18 protein-coding genes are annotated in these 18,902 nt (G+C 38.9%); 5 read left to right on the top strand and 13 right to left on the bottom strand.

Going from position 1 to position 18,902, the window contains the following annotated elements; genetic code table 11:
* Positions 1 to 309 (top strand): STAS domain-containing protein (locus GJU41_RS24780; RefSeq protein WP_170292877.1); only part of this gene is annotated, 309 nt, incomplete at its 5' end.
* A 341-nt stretch (positions 310 to 650) separates the two neighbouring features.
* Here the strand turns inward: GJU41_RS24780 and GJU41_RS21230 are convergent.
* The gene (locus GJU41_RS21230; protein ID WP_154319496.1) at positions 651 to 1,553 is read right to left on the bottom strand and encodes an AraC family transcriptional regulator; all 903 of its coding nucleotides are present in this window, start codon (positions 1,551 to 1,553) and stop codon (positions 651 to 653) included.
* 191 nt (positions 1,554 to 1,744) lie between these two features.
* Here GJU41_RS21230 and GJU41_RS21225 point away from each other — a divergent pair, with 191 nt between their 5' ends.
* The gene (locus GJU41_RS21225; protein WP_154319505.1) at positions 1,745 to 2,725 is read left to right on the top strand and encodes an aldo/keto reductase; all 981 of its coding nucleotides are present in this window, start codon (positions 1,745 to 1,747) and stop codon (positions 2,723 to 2,725) included.
* Positions 2,726 to 2,858: 133 nt separating this feature from the next.
* On the opposite strand, the gene GJU41_RS21220 is transcribed toward GJU41_RS21225, so the two are convergent.
* Positions 2,859 to 4,622 carry a Rieske (2Fe-2S) protein gene (locus GJU41_RS21220; protein WP_154319495.1) on the bottom strand — a complete coding sequence of 588 codons (1,764 nt, stop codon included), beginning with the start codon at positions 4,620 to 4,622 and terminating at the stop codon, positions 2,859 to 2,861.
* A gap of 366 nt (positions 4,623 to 4,988) precedes the next feature.
* Positions 4,989 to 6,029, bottom strand: a complete 1,041-nt coding sequence (locus GJU41_RS21215) for an NAD(P)-dependent alcohol dehydrogenase (RefSeq protein WP_154319494.1) — start codon at positions 6,027 to 6,029, stop codon at positions 4,989 to 4,991.
* A gap of 312 nt (positions 6,030 to 6,341) precedes the next feature.
* On the opposite strand from GJU41_RS21215, the gene GJU41_RS21210 reads away from it, so the two are divergent.
* Positions 6,342 to 6,755 (top strand): MerR family transcriptional regulator, encoded by a 414-nt coding sequence (locus GJU41_RS21210; protein ID WP_154319493.1) that lies wholly within the window; start codon positions 6,342 to 6,344, stop codon positions 6,753 to 6,755.
* A gap of 12 nt (positions 6,756 to 6,767) precedes the next feature.
* Here GJU41_RS21210 and GJU41_RS21205 read toward each other — a convergent pair whose 3' ends face one another.
* The 6 genes from GJU41_RS21205 to GJU41_RS21180 all read right to left on the bottom strand — a co-directional run bounded on the left by GJU41_RS21205 (position 6,768) and on the right by GJU41_RS21180 (position 12,338).
* Complete coding sequence (locus GJU41_RS21205; protein ID WP_154319492.1) at positions 6,768 to 6,911, bottom strand: hypothetical protein; 144 nt, start codon at positions 6,909 to 6,911, stop codon at positions 6,768 to 6,770.
* Positions 6,912 to 6,920: 9 nt separating this feature from the next.
* Positions 6,921 to 7,115 carry a hypothetical protein gene (locus GJU41_RS21200; protein ID WP_070874673.1) on the bottom strand — a complete coding sequence of 65 codons (195 nt, stop codon included), beginning with the start codon at positions 7,113 to 7,115 and terminating at the stop codon, positions 6,921 to 6,923.
* Positions 7,116 to 7,790: 675 nt separating this feature from the next.
* Positions 7,791 to 8,729, bottom strand: a complete 939-nt coding sequence (locus GJU41_RS21195; RefSeq protein ID WP_224771447.1) for a substrate-binding domain-containing protein — start codon at positions 8,727 to 8,729, stop codon at positions 7,791 to 7,793.
* Between the two features lie 50 nt (positions 8,730 to 8,779).
* Positions 8,780 to 9,757, bottom strand: a complete 978-nt coding sequence (locus tag GJU41_RS21190) for an ABC transporter permease (protein ID WP_170292876.1) — start codon at positions 9,755 to 9,757, stop codon at positions 8,780 to 8,782.
* A complete protein-coding gene (locus GJU41_RS21185) occupies positions 9,758 to 11,287 on the bottom strand; it encodes a sugar ABC transporter ATP-binding protein (RefSeq protein ID WP_318185825.1) in 1,530 nt (509 codons plus the stop codon).
* 136 nt (positions 11,288 to 11,423) lie between these two features.
* Positions 11,424 to 12,338 (bottom strand): phytanoyl-CoA dioxygenase family protein, encoded by a 915-nt coding sequence (locus GJU41_RS21180; protein WP_070874675.1) that lies wholly within the window; start codon positions 12,336 to 12,338, stop codon positions 11,424 to 11,426.
* Positions 12,339 to 12,561: 223 nt separating this feature from the next.
* Here GJU41_RS21180 and GJU41_RS21175 point away from each other — a divergent pair, with 223 nt between their 5' ends.
* Positions 12,562 to 13,524, top strand: coding sequence for a LacI family DNA-binding transcriptional regulator (locus GJU41_RS21175; RefSeq protein WP_070874676.1), 963 nt, complete (start codon positions 12,562 to 12,564; stop codon positions 13,522 to 13,524).
* A 164-nt stretch (positions 13,525 to 13,688) separates the two neighbouring features.
* Here GJU41_RS21175 and GJU41_RS21170 read toward each other — a convergent pair whose 3' ends face one another.
* From GJU41_RS21170 to GJU41_RS21155, 4 genes are all read right to left on the bottom strand, one after another.
* Positions 13,689 to 14,534, bottom strand: coding sequence for an aldo/keto reductase (locus GJU41_RS21170; RefSeq protein ID WP_170292875.1), 846 nt, complete (start codon positions 14,532 to 14,534; stop codon positions 13,689 to 13,691).
* A 127-nt stretch (positions 14,535 to 14,661) separates the two neighbouring features.
* Positions 14,662 to 15,171 (bottom strand): VanZ family protein, encoded by a 510-nt coding sequence (locus GJU41_RS25500; protein ID WP_224771446.1) that lies wholly within the window; start codon positions 15,169 to 15,171, stop codon positions 14,662 to 14,664.
* A gap of 316 nt (positions 15,172 to 15,487) precedes the next feature.
* Positions 15,488 to 16,462, bottom strand: coding sequence for a bile acid:sodium symporter family protein (locus GJU41_RS21160; RefSeq protein WP_070874678.1), 975 nt, complete (start codon positions 16,460 to 16,462; stop codon positions 15,488 to 15,490).
* A 4-nt stretch (positions 16,463 to 16,466) separates the two neighbouring features.
* Complete coding sequence (locus GJU41_RS21155; RefSeq protein ID WP_070874679.1) at positions 16,467 to 17,858, bottom strand: FAD-binding oxidoreductase; 1,392 nt, start codon at positions 17,856 to 17,858, stop codon at positions 16,467 to 16,469.
* A 155-nt stretch (positions 17,859 to 18,013) separates the two neighbouring features.
* Here GJU41_RS21155 and GJU41_RS21150 point away from each other — a divergent pair, with 155 nt between their 5' ends.
* Positions 18,014 to 18,733: a FadR/GntR family transcriptional regulator gene (locus tag GJU41_RS21150; RefSeq protein ID WP_070874680.1), complete on the top strand. Its 720-nt coding sequence runs from the start codon at positions 18,014 to 18,016 to the stop codon at positions 18,731 to 18,733.
* The last annotated feature ends 169 nt before the right edge of the window (positions 18,734 to 18,902 follow it).

The following is an 18,902-nucleotide window of genomic DNA, read 5'->3' as shown; positions in this document are numbered from 1 at the left end:
CCGTTAATTGGTGCGGTTGATCTTTACCGAACGAATATTCTCGAGGAAAAAGTTTTAATAGAGATTGGAAAAACACGTATTCAAACATTGATTATGGACTTATCTGGAATTATGAAAATGGAGCCGGAAGTAATTGATCATTTAATGAGGATTATAGACAGCACTTCATTAATGGGATGTGACACTGTAATTACCGGGTTAAGAGCTGAAGTGGTTAAAAATATGATAAGCGTAGGAATGAGATTAAATGAAAAAGCACAAACATTGGGAACTTTACAACAAGCATTGAATAAATACTTATTAAGTTAAACACGGAGACTCTTATAGAGGGTCGCTTTGCCGACTCTTTTTCTAATGCTTTAACTCTTGTTTCGAACGTTTTCTTCCTGTAATCAGTATTTGATGATAAAAATCCATCAATTTCAACTATTATTGTATTCACAATCGGTTGCTAGCCAATCTATATAGCACTAGATATTTGAACAATTCGATAAAGAAGAGCGTTAATTTTTCTTAAATTAACGCCCCTGATTGTTGAAGATCATTTATGTTGTCTTATCGAAGAATAGCGCCGAATGCTGAAGATCCTTATGAAGAAAAGCACCCTTAACTTCAATTAAAACCTTTTACAATCTGTAGTCATTCTTAATTTAAACGTAGTTCTCTCTCATTCGTTTTACATCTACTCTAGGCGGAAAGCCGAACATTCGGGAATATTCTCGACTGAATTGCGATTGACTTTCGTACCCCACCCTGAGTGCAACATCAGCTACATCTGTTGAATCTGCTAATAGTAAGCGCCTAGCTTCCTGCAGTCTCAGTTGTTTTTGAAACTGAATGGGACTCATAGCCGTTACCTCTTTAAAATGTCGATGTATCGATGAAACACTCATATTCGCTATTTCTGCAAGTTCTTCTATTCGAAAAGGCTTTTCATAATTAATATTGATATAGTCTATAACCTCTCTTATCCTAGAGGCATTGCTGCCTTCTAATGCCATTTGTTCAAGCGCTTCGCCATGAGGTCCTTGTAAAATCCAATAGATAATTTCTTTTTTAAATAATAGAGAAAGAACGGGGATATGTTTCTGATTTTTTAATAAAGAAGCTAGTCTCAGTACTGCATCCAACAAAGAAGGTTCTACTTCGCTAACAAACATAGCTCGTTTAGTGTTCTTTCCCTGTCCAAAATGAATATTTGTATCATTTAATACTTCTAAAACTTGGCTCGGTGTAAATTCAAGTTTGAGAGCTAAATAGGGAAATTCTGTTGAGGCTTTGATCACTTGTCCTGTAACTGGCAAGTCAACGGATGCCACAATATAATTACCAGGACCATACAAAAAGCGTTCCTCTCCCAATAATACCTCCTTCTCTCCTTGGAGGATCATGCAAAAAGACGGCTCGTTAACTCTAGAAATGGGTTCAGTAATAATGGATTCACGGATGAGAAATAAAGATGGAATAGGCGTAGGGTGAACACCGTCCTGTTTTGAAAAGCACTCAATAAGATTAGCAAGTTCATATTGCTGTTTATAGGTTTTCTCAGACATAACTTATTCTCCTTTTTCTTCATCTTCGGTTTATTATATCTGATATTCATTGAATGAGTAAGAGGACTTGAGAGGATTAGGCAAAAACTTGATAGTAATGCGATAAGGATTTTTTTATTATTTATGTCATAATTAATACTAAATAGGTCACGAAAAACGTGGCAAAAAAACAAAAAGAGAGGAACAATGAAATGGAGTATGTGAAACTTGGCAATACAGGCTTAGACGTATCTCGATTTTGTCTTGGATGTATGGGTTTTGGGGACGCTAACAAATGGCTACACCAATGGGTACTTAACGAAGAGGGTTCTCGTCCCGTAATAAAAAAAGCCCTAGAGTTAGGGATTAATTTTTTTGATACAGCAAATGTGTACTCACTTGGTACAAGCGAGGAATATCTTGGACGAGCTTTGAAAGATTATGCGAATCGTGATGAAGTTGTAATAGCAACTAAAGTACACGGACAAATGCATAAAGGTCCAAATGGTTCTGGTCTTTCTAGAAAGGCAATTATGAGTGAAATCGATAAAAGTCTAAAGAGATTGGAAACTGATTATGTAGATCTTTATATCATCCATCGCTGGGATTACAATACCCCTATTGAAGAAACGATGGAAGCATTGCATGACGTGGTGAAGGCTGGAAAGGCCAGATACATTGGTGCTTCTGCCATGTACGCTTGGCAGTTCCAAAAGGCATTACATGTGGCAGAAAAAAATGGCTGGACTAAGTTTGTGTCCATGCAGAATCACTTAAATCTAATTTACCGTGAAGAGGAAAGAGAAATGCTGCCTCTTTGTAAGGAAGAGAAAATTGGTATAACTCCATATAGCCCCCTTGCATCAGGGAGATTAACGCGTGATTGGTCAGTAACAACGCATCGTTCCGAGACAGATCAAATTCAAAAATCAAAATACGATGCGACTTCGGCCGCTGATCAATTAGTTGTAGAGCGAGTAGCATCCATCGCAGAAAAACATGATATCCCTCGTACACACATCGCACTTGCCTGGTTACTGCAGAAAGAAACAGTCACAGCTCCTATAATTGGTGCTACTAAAATATCTCATCTTGAAGATGCTGCAGGTGCTTTATCAGTGAAGCTTACCCCTGAAGAAATTGCGTTTCTTGAAGAACCGTATGTGCCACATTCAATAGTTGGTCACAACTAAGTGTTTTGCTGATAAATAGAAGGAAACCCAATCTTCCATGATGGTAAGGTTAGAAAGGCATAAGGGATTAATAAAAAAATCTCGCTTGAGATGGATCAGCGAGATTTTACTTTCCCTTTTACATTATTCAAAATCATTCATCTTCAAACAATTTTTCTCCTCTATGAAGGCGCATGGCAATTCTTGCTGTATGCGGTATTTCTCTAGCAGTTGGGGCATGGCCTGCTAGATAACGTGTTACTGCTATGATTAACGTTTCCTGTGCATGACCAGCAAGCTCCGTATCCTCCTTTTCCCAATGTGCATGCTCGACTATAGCCGCTTCAAACATTTGAAATGTGTGAAACTCTGCATCCTCTCTTAGTAATGCGTGCCCGAGTGTATTGAAGAGTTCACTTTTATTACCTCCATGTGCAAGGTAATTAACTGCCCATCGTGCTGATTCTGCAACCTGTTGTTGTTGATTCATCAACTCCAATAAATCATTAGGATGATACTGCTCAGCCTCTGCATCCTTCGGCTCCGGTCTTCGTGCAGATGGTAAATTGAGAAAACGATCTTGATAGACACTCATTGCTCCATGGAAAACTGCCCTGGTTAATTCAGGTGTGGTCGAGCGACGTAATGATTCATGCACTGCATGGGCGTGAGTAAAAGTATGAAGTACGGTAATCCAATCTCTAAAATCATTTTGGACGTGAAAACGAGAAATCCGTTCCGCCGCAGCCAAAGCTACTAGCTGGGCCAAACGGGCAGGTGAAACTCCACCCTTGAGTGCATCCACCATCATATTTACCGTTTTTAAAGCATCATCTGATAAAATTTGTTCAACCAATGCTGCTTCATCCACTACAGTTTCCGCTATTGATAATGCATTAGCCAGAATATCAGGTAACTCCTTGAACGCCTCCATTAATGGTTTGACCAAGTTCACGGGTGATTGCCAGCTATGAGATTCTTCGCTTCGGGATACATTACCGAGACTAGGCAACAATGATGATAATACAAATGGCCGGTGCTCATAACCAATTTGATCAAGAATCTCGAATGCTTTATTATGAAAATCAAGCGTATGCCCTGTATTTATATAAAAATGATCTGTGATGGCTGTCATCATCATGTCAGCAAGCTGCTCGTTCGAGAATCCGAATTCAATCGCAGTCAGCAGAACTCGTTCTGCTCCCTGCGAATCACGAACCTCCACACAATGGCGATACCATTCTGATAATTGTTCGAATGATTGGGCATTCATTTTATCTGTGACAGGAAGAGATCCCAGTAAAAAGCGTGTTCCCCTTCCAGAACTTTCGCGTGCAACATGAACGAGACCTTGGAACAATGCTAAAATCTGACCGGTTTTATCTAATTTTGGCAATACATTTGTCATTGCTGTTAAAATCGTCAATCCAGAGCCCCAGCCGCTTTGATGATGTATCGTTCCAAAAGCGATGCCAATCTTTACTATCTCAGTCCCTGGAAAACCAGCTTCCATTAATCCGACAACCGATTTAGCGATGACAAGACTTAAATTTTGCTCAAGACCTTCACGTAATCGCTGCCTTAATTTTTCGATTGATACTTTATTATAAGGAACAGGGTGTATCCAAACCTCATCTTCCTTCATCTCTACAGGGTAAGTAGGGACATCATCAGCCCATGGATCCAAGGTTCCACCGCTCTTTATATCAAAGCGAGCATGGTGCCAGTGACATGTTAAAATCCCATCACATAAACTTCCTGTATGAAGAGGAAAGCCCATATGCGGACAACGGTTATCCACCGCATAAACTTGTTTTTCGTGAACAAATACGGTAATTGCATGACTGCCGCCTTTTATTACCTTTGCACCTTCTTCTTCAAGTTCTGTTAATGAACCTGCATAAATGAATTCTGTCATTAGTATCACTCTCCCGGAAAATAGAGTTCAATGAAACAGCTAAATAAGAATAAATACAAAAATTGTTATCTTTTATTTTATTTTATATATGGAATTAAGTAATCCTTCATAAGTTGAAATTTATATCATCCAAAAGTCTGAAATTTTTGAAGAAAAATGCTATCAATCTCATTTCCAATTACTTTTCTTTCACCATTCCTTGTAAATGATCTCTGATATTCTTTGATACCCATAATACTAAACCTATAATTTAGAGTTAACTACTTTTGTTATATTTCCATGTTTTTAATAAAACCAAAAAAAGGTGTCCCATAAGCCAAGCTTTTGGGACACCTTTTAACTATGAAACCCTATGATTAACGCAACTCACATTGTGCTAATATCGATCACAAATCGATACTTTACATCTGAAGCTAAAACGCGTTCATATGCTTCGTCAATTTGATCGGCCGATATCACTTCAATGTTAGGAATAATGTTATGTTTTGCACAGAAATCCAGCATTTCCTGAGTCTCACGGATACCTCCAATCATTGAACCAGCAAAAGAACGGCGATGACCGATAAGAGAGAACACATTTAACGATAATGGCTCTGCAGGCGCACCAACATTTACTAGAGTTCCATCCAGCGTTAACAGGGAGAGGTAAGCACTAATATCAATTTTTGCACTTACCGTGTTAATGATCAGGTCAAAAGAACCTACAAGTTTCTCGAATGTTTCAGGGTCGCTTGTTGCGTAGTAGTTTTTTGCACCGAATTTCAAGCCATCTTCCTTTTTATTCAATGTTTGTGACAAAACCGTAACTTCTGCACCCATTGCGTTCGCAATTTTGACGGCCATATGACCAAGGCCGCCCATACCAACAACCGCGACCTTCTTACCTGTTCCAGCTCCCCAATGGTTTAATGGAGAATAGGTTGTAATACCTGCACAAAGTAATGGTGCTGCGGCGTCAAGTTCAATGTTATCAGGGATTCTAACAACGAAGTCTTCAGTTACGACAATGTGGGTAGAATATCCGCCTTGAGTCGGCTCGCCGTACTTGTCAACACCGGCATAAGTAGGGACGTTGCCTTTTAGACAGTATTGTTCTTCTCCTTTACGGCAGCTCTCACATTCCCCACAGGAATCAACCATACATCCGACCCCTACTCTGTCACCAACCTTGTACTTTGTGACCTCGCCTCCTACATCAGAGACAACTCCTGCAATCTCATGTCCAGGTACGAGTGGATAATTCACGGCACCCCATTCGCCGTGTGCAGTATGGATATCAGAATGACAGATTCCAGCATATTTAATTTCAATTAGAACATCATGCAAATCAAGATCGCGTCGTTTAATTTCAGCAGCTCGAAAGGATTTGTCTGGACCGTCGACAGCTCGTGCTTTTGCGGTTATCATAAATAAACCTCCAATAATTTAAGATTTTCAAGAAAATAAGGATGTACTGAGTAAAGATAATGAACTTATGATAAAATTCGCCTTCATTCATATATTCATTTCTATCCAGCTTCCTTCTCCTGCAAAAACAATGTTAAGCCCTATAGTTAACTCTAGGTCAAGTATTGTAAACTATTTTTATAAAAATCTTTATAATACTGGCTGATTTCTACTATTCTATAAGAGGACTTTGACATTTCAGCAAATACCGTGATAAAATCCACTAAATTCTTAGAGCTAATCAAAAGCTGCAATTAAGATAGGAGATTCAGGATGAAGACATATTCGATCAGCGAAGTGGCAAATGAATTAAATCTTACAGTATATACCTTGCGTTACTACGACAAAGAGGGTCTTATGCCTTTTGTAGAACGGACAGCCAGCGGAACACGCTTGTTTAAAGCATCCGATATCGACGCATTAAAAGTCATTGAATGTCTTAAATCCACAGGAATGCCTATTAAGTCAATAAAAAATTTCATTGATTGGTGTTCTGATGGGGATTCTACGCTGCAACAAAGATATGACATGTTTATGGAACGAAAAGCTTCTGTACAAGCCCAGATGGAAGAACTAAAAAAAACAATGGAACTCATCGAGCATAAATGTTCCTATTATAATACTGCTTTAGAGGCTGGCGCGGAAGAAATTCATAAAAAGAATAAAATAGAGATAAATAACAGATAGCCGGCCTGTATTTCATAAATGTGTTAAATGTGTAAAGAGCTGTACACGGTTACGTTCAATGTGAATCGCTGCAGCTTTATTATTTTCTTCGGCGTAATTTACTAGAATCATTCCGAGACTAAGTGCTTCTTCGCTGGTAAATGTGTCAAACTTCATTCCCACTTACTAATAAAGCGATATAAACTGGTACAAGGCTTTTTCTCCGCAAAATTTGCAGGTTTTGTCTTTGTATTTTACCTTTTCAACGTGTGGAAGGTAGGTACCTTTTAAGGTCTGTGTCACATGTTCCCGGCAACAATATTTTGTTGCGCCTATATGATCTATTGATTGAGGTCTTAATTCACTTTTAGCTGCTCTCATGATTCATCACACTCCACTTTTATTGAATGTCACATGCTTTCGATTCAATTTTCGTCCGCTTGTACCTGTTTTTTCAAATTTATATGGAACGAGCCGGCAAGGTTTTTTATTAATCAGGGAATCACATTATTATTTAATTCTGGTATAACCTTTTCTTCATTCAGGCAATTTTTCATATATACACCTCCTGTGTTTAATGGATTTATCTGGCTTTTATCTTCAAATATGTGAGGATTACCTTGTAAACAAAGGATATTTTATGGAACGCATTCCATGTCAAGCTTTTTTAAATTTTTTTCATACTAAAAGATAGCGGAGAAAAATGAAATCATTACAGCGTTTTTACATAGATAGAAGAGCATGAATTGATTTCGATATAAAATATAAAGAGACTGGGACGTAACGATCATCTCCTGAATGAAAGCTGAACAATTAATAGTGCAAAAACCTTTAAAAGAAAGGGCTATTTTGGCATAGATTGTTGTTTTTCATGATAAATAATGTCCGTTCCCTTTCCGCTCCACTTAAGGCTTCTAACATTTAGTACTGTAGCAACAATATTTATGAAGAGAGCTAAAGAAAAAAATCCGAACTAAAACGAAATTCAAGTTGGAATTTCACATAATAGTTCGGATTTTTCTTTGGCTGAAAACCATTTGTCCCAGCCTCTTTTGCCTATTTTATTAATTCAAATGGAACATCGTAAATTTTTTCTACTTCTTCGCCGCTCGCTGCTTTTACCGCTACTTCTAATGCTTTCTTTCCTTGCTCTTCAGCGTTTTGAAAGATTGTCGCAACCATCTCGCCGTTTTTCACCGCTGTTTGTGCATCTGCAATACCATCGATGCCGACAACAGGAATATCCATTTTTTTCGCTTTTAGTGCATTTAATGCTCCGAGCGCCATTTCATCATTTTGAGCAATGACGCCGTTAATGTCGTCACCATGCTTTTGAATCCAGTTTTCCATTAAATTCATCGCTTCTGAACGCGACCAATTGGCTGTTCTTTCTGAAATCACTTTAATATCCGGATTGTCGTCCAACACTTTATAAATTCCTTCACGTCGATCAATTTGTGCAGAGATACCAATTGGGCCTTCAAAAATAACAACATTCCCTTTCCCGCCCAACGCTTTTACCACTTCCTTTGCTGCCATTTCACCGCCAACTACATCTGGTGATCCAACATAAGATGTCAATTTTTCTGCCGTAAGCGACGCAGTAACACCGATGACAGGAATACCAGAATCCACGATTGAATTGACGGTACTGTTTAAGGCCTCTGTATCAAGCGCATTCACAACAATTGCATCGACTTGCTGACTTTTCAATGTTTCTAATTGACTAATATTATTTGCAAGATCGTAATTGCCATCCATGATTGTTAATTCGACATCCATTTCTTCAGCTGCTTTTTCTATTGATTCTGCTAACTTTGCTATATATTCTGTTTCTAAGCCCGAAGCCTGAAAGCCGATTTTCAGCCTTTTGTCGTCAGCTTTCGAATTAGCCTCGCTGTCTCCTGCAGAAGAAACAGCCCCACATCCAGCAATTAAAAGTGTGAATGCTGCAAAAATCAATAATGCAATACCCTTTTTTCTACGGTTTTTCACCATCATTTCCCCCTTATTTATGAGTATATCAATATTTCATAATATGAAATTTATACTCTCTTACGGTCCATCATCACAGCAAATACGATGATGCAGCCTTTGATTACTTGCTGCCAGTAGGATGAAACACCTAATAAATCTAAACCATTATTTAGAACTCCAATTATGATTGCCCCAACAAGTGATCCCCAAAGCCGGCCTCTTCCCCCCATTAAACTTGTTCCACCAATGACGACCGCAGCAATTGCGTCTAATTCATAAGCTGTACCTGCTTGAGGAAGTCCAGCAGACACGCGTGATGTTAAAATCACACCTGCTACTCCTGCGAGAAGCCCCATAATACCGTAAATTCCAATAATCGCACGATTCACTTTAATTCCGGAAATGATCGCAGCTATTTCATTTCCGCCAATAGCATAGATATGGCGGCCAAATGGTGTTTTGTACAAGATAATATTAAAAATGACAAATAAAATGATCGTAACCCAGACAGGAAAAGGAATTCCGGCAAGCTGCCCGCTCCCAATGAATAAAAAATTTGTATCGAGGTTTGATATCGGCTGTCCATCGCTATAAATAAACGTGAATCCTCTTGCAACAGCCATCATGCCTAAGGTCACAATAAAGGGAGTAACCTTAAACTTCGCAATTGTAAATCCATTTATTAGACCAAGCAACAATCCTGAACCAACCCCAAGTGTAATGGCCAAGAACATATTAGCAGAATCAGCCCCTGCAAATGAAGCAGCAATAATACCGGAAAAAGCTAAAATAGAACCGACTGATAAATCTATGCCCCGTGATAAAATAACATAGGTCATTCCAATCGCTAAAATGGCATTAATTGAAACTTGCCTCAATAAGTTCATCGTGTTATCTAAAGTTAAAAAGCTTGGATTTAATGCAGAAATGATGATTACCAATAAAGCAAGAGCTAGGAAAACACCATATTCCGAGAAAAAATGTTTTATCGCATGACTGTTATTTCTCTTACTCAGCCCCTCTTTTTTTATTGCATTTGTTTCCACTTAAATCACCTCCATTACTTTCTCATCTTCATGTAATTTTTCAGTTGCCAGATCCAATATTTTTTCTTGTGTGGCTTCAGAGCGGGACAGTTCTCCTGTAAGGCGTCCTTCGCAAAAAATGAGTATGCGATCACTCATTCCGAGCACTTCCGGCATTTCAGAGGAAATCATAATTATCGACATTCCCTCTTGAACTAGTTGAGACATCAATTTATAAATTTCTGATTTCGCCCCAATATCAATTCCCCTTGTTGGTTCATCCAGAATTAATATATTGGGTTCTGTCAGCAGCCACTTGGCCAAAACGACTTTTTGCTGGTTGCCCCCACTTAATGTGCCAACTGTTTGCTGCAATGAGTACGATTTAATTCGCAGTTTTTCATAGAGTTCAGAAGCAGCCTTCTTTTCATCTTTTTTACGAATAAATCCTAAGGCTGATCTTTTTGACAAGGAGCACATGGCAATGTTGTCAATTATCGACATGTCCAAAAACAACCCTTCGTCTTTACGGTTTTCCGTGATAAAAGCGATTTTTTGTTTGATCGTATCTTCTGACGACTTTATCTTGACCTTCTGCCCTTTGACATAAATTTCTCCGGCATCTAAAGGGCGCATGCCGAAAATTGCTTCTGCAATTTCAGTCCTTCCCGCTCCCATTAGTCCGGTTAATCCTAATATTTCTCCTTTTTTCAGGTCAAAGCTGATATTTTCAAACTTTCCCACTGAAGTTAAATTGTGTACTCGCAGAGCTTCTTCATATGTAGGAACCATTTCAATTTTCGGGAAAATATTCGTAAGTTCCCGACCTACCATCATCTTAATAAGAGATTCATAATCGAGTTCTTCTGCTAGTCTAGTTGCAATATGTTTTCCATCCCGAAACACTGTAATATCATCTGAAATTTTGAAAATCTCATCCATTTTGTGTGAAATATAAATGATGGCTTTTCCCTGTTTTTTTAGATGGCCAATAATGTCGAATAACTTCTCAACTTCACGATCTGCAATGGCAGATGTCGGTTCATCCATAATAAGGACTTCAGCATCATATGAAAGCGCTTTGACTATTTCAACAAGCTGAATTCCTGCTACACTTAGTGTTTTCATTTTCACTTTTGGATGAATGGCCACATTCAAGTCAGACAACAGCTTTTCGGCATCACTATATAATTTTTTGTAGTTTATGATCTTTGTTGAATATTTGGGTTCTCTGCCTAAAAAAATATTTTCACCAACAGTCATTTCCATAACAGGCATCAGCTCTTGATGAATCATGGAAATGCCATGTCCGAGAGCGTCTTGGGTATCTTTAATGCGGATCTTTTGACCCTTAATAAAAATTTCACCATCATCAGCTTGATGAATGCCTGCAAGAATCTTCATAAGCGTAGACTTTCCAGCGCCATTTTCACCCATTAGGGCATGAACAGTTCCTTTTCGAACCGCAAGAGAAACATCATTTAGCGCCTGTACACCGACAAATGACTTGCATATCTTTTTCATTTCCACAAGCAATTCTGAATTATACACCTTTTTTCTCCCTTCGCCTTTGGTTTATTTCAAACAGAGGGGCCACCCAATGTATTTCATTTAAGTAGCCCTTTAGATGAATCAATAGCTTTTGAATTTATTTAACACCAATCTCTCAGAAAAAAAGTTATACAGTTTACCACTTATTCAATCCGAGTAATTTTTTACCAAGCTCAGTTAATTCAGCACGATCATACTTTGTCTGTTCCCAGTTGCGCGGATCTCCGGGGAAGGCATCACCAGCTGGAGGAACACGCTCTTCCCATGATCTGATTCTGGTTTGACGCAGGTCTTCATTTTCTTCTTGAGCAGGGAACATGGAAATGTATTGGGCAATTCTCGGCTTATCAGAATGGTTTGCGCGAATACCATGTGGCTGCATGCTGTTAAAAATCAGCAAATCTCCCGCTTTTGCAGCGATTTTCGTCGTTGTGTAACCTGTTATATCTGGTTTATAAGGGTTGCGGTCTAACGGCTGTGTTTTTACCCATTCAGGGAAATCTCGGTACAATTCAGGGATACACTGGAATCCGCCCATGTCTTCCGTGGTATCTACCAATGATAGAACTCCTTGTACATTAACAGGCACCGGGTCGAGTGACGTGTTTACATCCCAATGAATAAATCCTTTATACTCATGCCCTGGTTTAATCGGCATGTTCAAATTACAGCGGTCGATACTCGACCACAATTTCTCTGTCCCCCAGATATCGACAAATGCATTGTACACTTTTTCATACATCCGGTTGTCCCATAGGAACTGGTGGTTGTACAGTTCAACCATGCCTGTATTTTTCAATTCAGACATTTTAATTTCTGCACGCGGAGGCGCATACCATGTAGAAGAATCTTCAGGATCTTTTTCTTCGAATTCCCAGATTAGATTTCTCAAACGCTCAATGTGTTCTTTTGGTACAGCATTTTTGATGATCACGTAGCCATTGACTCTCCAAAACTCCCATTCACGCTCACTTAATACACGTAATGGCTCATTGTTTAAACGTTCATTTAGTGAGTCTTGTAGCGTTAGAATATTATTTTTTTCATCCATAATGGATTCCTCCTGTATTTTTTAGAGTAAAGCGAATACACCTGTATTGTCAGCGCTTACAATAAGTGTTTCTCGCTTGTTGAAAACAGCTTAATATGTGGTACGCATACCAGGTCAAGCAGTTTTTTTATAAAAAATTTACTATTGGCGTTAATGAAATGATCTTGTATACTTTTTAAATAAAAACGGCTTCTTAAGAACGGAATGAAGAGGTGATGATGTCATGGCCAATATTAAGGACATAGCAAAAATTGCAGGAGTAGGAACATCTACTGTGTCACGGGTACTTAACAACCATCCTTATGTAAGTGAAGAGGCAAGACAGGCTGTTTTAAAAGCAATTAAGTTCACAAACTATCAAAAAAATATTAATGCAATCCACTTAAAGTTAGGAAAAACATTTCTGATAGGGGTTGTGCTCCCTTTTTTGAATCATCCTTATTTCGGTAAGTTGTTAGAAGGAATTTCCGTAGAAGCAGAAAAAAATAATTACAAATTACTGATATTTCAGACAAATTATAAGGATTTACGTGAAATAGAAGCGCTTGAGATGTTAAAAGAGAAACAAATTGACGCGTTAATTATTTGTTCGAAAGATTGCAAGTGGGAGACAATCGAAGAATACCAAATTTATGGTCCAATTGTGTTATGTGAAGATACGAGAGATCGAAAAATTTCTTCTGTTTTCGTAGATCATTATGACAGTTTTACATCCGCCCTGGAATTTTTATATGAAAAAGGACATCGCAGAATCGGTTATTGTGTAGGAAGAATGACTGGAACAAATAGTACTCAGAGGGAATTGGCTTACAGAGACTTTTTAATAAAACACAATGAGCCTTTTTTGAAAGAGTATATTTTTGAAGGCTGCCTATTCTTAGAAGATGCCAAACGAGTGATGGATCGTTTCACAGAAATGAAAAAACCGCCTACTGCCTTGCTGGTCACAAGTGATCAGGTAGCAGCCGGACTTTTAAATCTATGTAACCTTCTCCATATCTCTGTACCTGATGATCTCGCTATAATCGGGTTTGATAACCAGCCGATTGCGGAAATAATGAATATTACGACGTTTGAAATACCGCTGTTCGAAATTGGACAAAAACTCTTTTTACAGGCACAAAAAAAAGAAAAAATCATTCAAGAAGAAATGGCAGTGAAGCTAATTGAGAGAAACACTGTATAACTTAAATTTTATCATTCCTGTATACTACCGGTCCTGCTTCTCTAAACTCATTGATAATTATACAAAGAAAAAAGCCGATCAAATGAGATCGGCTTTTTTAGAATAATATTTGCTTAACTTACAAACCTGCCATAAAGGTTGGATGTTAATAACCTTTTATTAGGTTAAAATTCTTCATATATAGCAGGATCTTGATTGTTAATCCTGCCTTCAGAACGAGTTAATCCTGAAATAAGACCCATTTCTCTTTCATCCAGAGTAAAATCAAAAATTGAAATATTTTCAAGCTGCCTTGCAGAAGATGAAGATTTTGGAATGGCAATGGCGCTCAGTTGATAATGCCAACGCAGAATAACTTGTGAAACTGACTTATTATGATCATAGGCTATCTTCTGAATTGTATTATTTTGTAACACCTCATTTGAACGGGCCAATGGACTCCATGATTGTGTCTTAATATTATTCTCTTCATGCCATTTTCTTTGTTCTTCTTGATTAAAAAATGGATGTAGCTCGATTTGATTTATGCTTGGCTTAATGCCTGTTTCTTTTTCTAAACGCTCAATATGTTCGGGTAAAAAATTACATACACCTATAGAACGAATAAGACCCTGCTTTTTTCCCTCGATTAATGCCTGCCAAGCTTCAACATAGTTATCTTGTTTAGGATTAGGCCAATGAATGAGATATAAATCATAATAATCTAAATTTGCACGATATAAAGATTCTTGAATGGTAAAAACAGCTTTTTTATACTCTTGGTAGCGTCCCGGCAGTTTGGAGGTAATTCTTAATTCTTCTCTTGGAACAGAACTGCGTCTTACTGCTTCACCTACAGTTCCTTCGTTTTCATAATTATAAGCAGAATCAATCAGCCGATAGCCTATATCATCAATAGCATTTTGTATAGCACTGGCACCTTGATCACCCTTAAGTGTATATGTACCTAAACCAATAACCGGTAAAGTGAAACCATCGTTAAGTGTTATTTCCGGAACTGATTTCCCCACAGCCAATCACTCCTTTCAGTAATATTACAAGATTAGCATAAATCTGAATGAATTCCATAGTTTAGGAATTTTTTAGACTTTCATGAGTAATCGATCCAACAGCACAATTGCTGATAAAGAAATCATTTCACAATTGTCTTTCAGCAGTTTTAATAGTCAATGACTTATTTGAGAAAATCAGATTAAAGAGTTTCCAAGTTACATACCCTAACAATGCTCCAAATGTATTTAAAATTAAATCATCTATGTCAGCGGATCGTCCCATTGGAAAAGAATATTGGATTAGTTCTACAATAAATGATAGCAAGAAACCTTTAAATACTACGTTTTTCAAAACGTTTTTATTTAATCTTGAGACTTTCAATGATAAAAAAAACCCGAAAGGTATAAACAATAATAGGTTAAGGCCCATATTCCGAATTGGTACGCTACTATCAACTGAATGAAACATCATATTAATCATTCCAATAAAAGGAACAAGGTTGATTATTCTAGGTTCTGATGTTCCATAATACTTTGGATAAACAGTTATGAACACTACAGCTAAAATGCTAAGTACAAATAGAACGTTAATGATAACTCTTTTGCTGTTAAGCTTTCTTTTCTTACATATAAGATAAGCAGTTAGACTAACCACTAATAATATTAATAAGAATAAAGGAACTGAATCTCCGAATGCTCTCCACAGTTAAACCACAGTCTTGTCTCCTTTCAAATTTCTGCTGCGTTTGATTGAGCTTGAATATGTTTATTCAATTAAACTCTCCATTTGTTGAATAAGCATATTGGATATTTCACCCATCTATTTATTCTATTTAGACACCGCTTTATCCTTTCTGCCATAACTGTTGTAATGAATAAAAAGAAGCCATCTAATTCATAAACGAATTAGATGGCTATTTGCCTCTTTTTTCTTTTTTGAACCGCGTATAGCGTCGGCTCAATGTGTCTTTTTACATTTTTACATCAGCTGGCTTTTCAGACCACTTTTTATTGTCCTCTACAACTGGTTTTTTTGACCAAAAGGTCGCAAGAATCGGGCCGGAAATGTTATGCCAAACGGCCCCAAGTACACTTGGCAGTGCTGCAAGCGGACCAAGATGTGCAGTTGCGAGCGCAACCCCAAGTCCAGAATTCTGCATGCCGACTTCAATTGAAATCGCTCTTCTTGTTCCTTCATCAAGTCCAAGTAATCTTGCAGTCAGATATCCAAGTAACAACCCAAATGAGTTATGAAGAATAACAGCTGTGAAAATAAGAAGTCCTGATGTGACAATGCTGCTGGCATTCGCAGAAACGACTGCGGAAACAATAATAATAATGGCAAGCACAGAAATCAGCGGAATCACGGTAATGCTTTTATCAACAGCTGCCGGGAAAAATTTGCGGATCGTAATTCCTAATATAATCGGAATGATAATGACTTGAATGATTGACAAGAACATGGACATGGGATTAATCGGCATCCATTGTCCTGCAAGCATCAGTAAAATCAATGGTGTTGCAATAGGGGCAATTAACGTTGATAATGACGTCATCGCAATGGATAATGGAAGGTTTCCTTTTGCCAAATAGACCATTACGTTAGATGCCGTACCTCCAGGAACAGATCCTAATAGAACTAATCCAGCTGCTAATTCAGGCGGCAGATTTAACGCATATGCAAGCAAAAATGCTACTGACGGCATGATCACAAATTGGGCGCAAACCCCGATGATGACCGGAATCGGCTTTGTTGCCACTACTTTAAAATCTACTGCTTTGAGAGTTAATCCCATTCCAAACATGACAATGCCGAGTAAAATCGTAATGTACCCGCCTAGCAAAAGGAATGGATCAGGAATCATAAAGGCGATAAGCGCGACGCAAATGACCCAAACGGCAAAATACTTTCCGGCTATGGTGCTGATGGCTTCCAGTACCTTCATGAGATCATCCCTCCTCTTTTATACGGACAATTTTATTTGGGTTCAGGATATTTTGAGGATCTAGTGCCTGCTTGATTTTTTCCATGACACGCAGCGCTTCCCCATGCTCTTTTTCCTGATATTTCATTTTCCCTATACCAACTCCATGCTCGCCCGTACATGTTCCTCCGCGTTCAAGCGCATAGAGCACAATGGTTTCATTTAGTTGATCCGCTTTGCTGACTTCAAGAGGATCAGTTGTATCTAACATTAAAAGAACATGAAAGTTTCCATCGCCGACGTGTCCTACGATCCCGCCGTCAAGGCCGAGCTCATCAATGGTTTTCCTTGCAATACGGATCGCTCCCGCAAGCTCAGAAATAGGTAGGCACACATCTGTCACCATCAGCTTTTTCCCGGGAAATCCATGAACATACGCATAGGCCAGGTGGTGTCTTGCTTCCCATAGCTTATTTCTCGCTGCATTATCCGTTTCAAATTCAATGAGTTCACAATGCAGATCGGCTACAAGTTCTTTCGTGAACTCAACGTCCTGTTTAAGTCCAGCTTCATTACCATGGAATTCCAGGAAGAGAGTCGGTTTTTCCAGATAGTCTGTTTCACTGTAAAGATTGGCCTGCTTCATGGATGGCTCATCAACTAGCTCTACTCTTGCGATCGGAATCCCAGCCTGCAAAATGGAGACCACTGCCTGAACAGCATCATTGACCGTTGGAAAAGAGGCTCGTGCCGCCATAACGTGCTCGGGAATGCCGTAAACCTTTAGTGTAAGCTCTGTAAAGCAGCCAAGCGTCCCCTCTGAACCTACGAAAATCCCATTCAAATGATAGCCGGAAGAAGATTTTTCAGCCAAGTTTCCTGTGTGAATGATTGTTCCGTCTGCAAGCACCGTTTCCAGATCTCTCACTTGATCACGCATGACACCATAGCGGACTGAGGTTGTCCCGCTCGCATTCGTTGCAGCCATCCCCCCAAGAGTTGCATCGGCACCCGGATCAACTGTGAAAAACAGGCCATATTTTTTCAATTCCTTATTTAATTGTGAGCGCGTTACGCCAGGCTGGACTCTAACCAGGAAATCCTGCTCTCTTACTTCAAGTATTTTATTCATAAGAGAAAAATCGATCGTAATTCCCAAATCATACGGAATCACATGTCCCTCCAAGCTTGAGCCAAGTCCAAACGGCACAACAGGCACTTGATATGTATTCGCTAGTTTGATAATCTCGCTTACCTGCTCAGTCGTTTCAGGAAAAACTACCAGATCAGGGAGACATGGTGTGTGATACGATTCATCCTTGCTGTGCTGCTCCCTCACTGTCGGATTAATCGAGACCTGACTTTCAGGAAGGATTTGTTTTAAGGCTTCTGCCAGATTCGCCATCTCTACATTCATTTCGCTCTCTCCCCCAAAAATTAAATATGTAATCGGTTGCAGTAAATCGTTTATAATGATGAAATAGGTACTACCAATGCCAAATTGGTCTAACCACTTTCCATTATACTCAATTATCTGAAAAATACAACAACTCTTTGAGGAGTGAAGATTCATTGAAAGCAAACAAACGAACATACGAAATCATTGTGGAGCAGCTCAGAGAATATTTTCTGAACGGAGATTTAAAACCAGGCGATAAGCTGCCATCTGAGCGTGAATTGGCAAGCAGGTTCAACGTAAGCCGTACATCTATCAGAGAAGCTCTGCGGATGCTTGAGCTGCGGGGAGCAATTGACATTCGCAGAGGCGGCGGAAGTTATATCAAATCAACAGAATTTCCTCTTTCGACAGAAGAATTATCTTCTGTCATCACTAAAGCTGAAAGTCATCTGGTTTATGAAATGCTTGAGCTCCGCCGCGCCCTCGAAGCAGAATCTGCTTATTTGGCTGCACAAAGATCGACTTCATCAGACTTAGAAAAGATCCGTCAAGCGCTCGAACAAATGGTGATTTCGAAAAATGATGTGGAAGCAGGACTCGAAGCTGACCTTCACTTTCACTTGGCTATTGTAAATGCTACACATAATACCTTATTTATTAAACTGATTCACACCATGACTGAGCACATGGAAGATACCATCCGCACAACCCGTAGACACCGTCTCGCTGATCCAGCCCGTGCTCAAGATACACTTGATGAGCACAAAGAAATCTATTTGGCCATCGCTTCCGGAAATGCGGCTCAGGCCAGAAACCTTGTCGAACAGCATATTACACGGATCAGAAGTGAACTGAGTGAGACATTTTTAGCTGATTTAGGTGAGTCGATATGACGTAAAAGATGTGGCATTTATTATGGCGACGGGTGTTGGCTTCCTTCTTTTTGCTAAAGCATTGAATTACGCTCCCTCCTTAACGGCGGTCACTCTTGCGTTGGCAGCTGGTTGGGGAACAGTTGCTTGGTTTCTTGGGAGGGGGATTGGCATTTTAATGATTTTTCAA

The organism is Metabacillus idriensis, assembly GCF_009674765.1.
In the GTDB taxonomy this organism is placed as follows: Bacteria; Bacillota; Bacilli; order Bacillales; family Bacillaceae; genus Bacillus_P; species Bacillus_P idriensis.
This window is presented reverse-complemented; position numbering and strand designations above follow the sequence as displayed.

Excerpts from the sequence above, each read along its gene's own strand:
- GJU41_RS21180 (WP_070874675.1), bottom strand. The coding sequence starts at position 12,338 with ATGGATGAAAAAAATAATATTCTAACGCTACAAGACTCACTAAATGAA.
- GJU41_RS21210 (WP_154319493.1), top strand. The coding sequence starts at position 6,342 with ATGAAGACATATTCGATCAGCGAAGTGGCAAATGAATTAAATCTTACA.
- GJU41_RS21230 (WP_154319496.1), bottom strand. The coding sequence starts at position 1,553 with ATGTCTGAGAAAACCTATAAACAGCAATATGAACTTGCTAATCTTATT.
- GJU41_RS21175 (WP_070874676.1), top strand. The coding sequence starts at position 12,562 with ATGGCCAATATTAAGGACATAGCAAAAATTGCAGGAGTAGGAACATCT.
- GJU41_RS21155 (WP_070874679.1), bottom strand. The coding sequence starts at position 17,858 with ATGAATGTAGAGATGGCGAATCTGGCAGAAGCCTTAAAACAAATCCTT.
- GJU41_RS21200 (WP_070874673.1), bottom strand. The coding sequence starts at position 7,115 with ATGAGAGCAGCTAAAAGTGAATTAAGACCTCAATCAATAGATCATATA.
- GJU41_RS21205 (WP_154319492.1), bottom strand. The coding sequence starts at position 6,911 with ATGAAGTTTGACACATTTACCAGCGAAGAAGCACTTAGTCTCGGAATG.
- GJU41_RS21160 (WP_070874678.1), bottom strand. The coding sequence starts at position 16,462 with ATGAAGGTACTGGAAGCCATCAGCACCATAGCCGGAAAGTATTTTGCC.
- GJU41_RS21225 (WP_154319505.1), top strand. The coding sequence starts at position 1,745 with ATGGAGTATGTGAAACTTGGCAATACAGGCTTAGACGTATCTCGATTT.
- GJU41_RS21220 (WP_154319495.1), bottom strand. The coding sequence starts at position 4,622 with ATGACAGAATTCATTTATGCAGGTTCATTAACAGAACTTGAAGAAGAA.
- GJU41_RS21215 (WP_154319494.1), bottom strand. The coding sequence starts at position 6,029 with ATGATAACCGCAAAAGCACGAGCTGTCGACGGTCCAGACAAATCCTTT.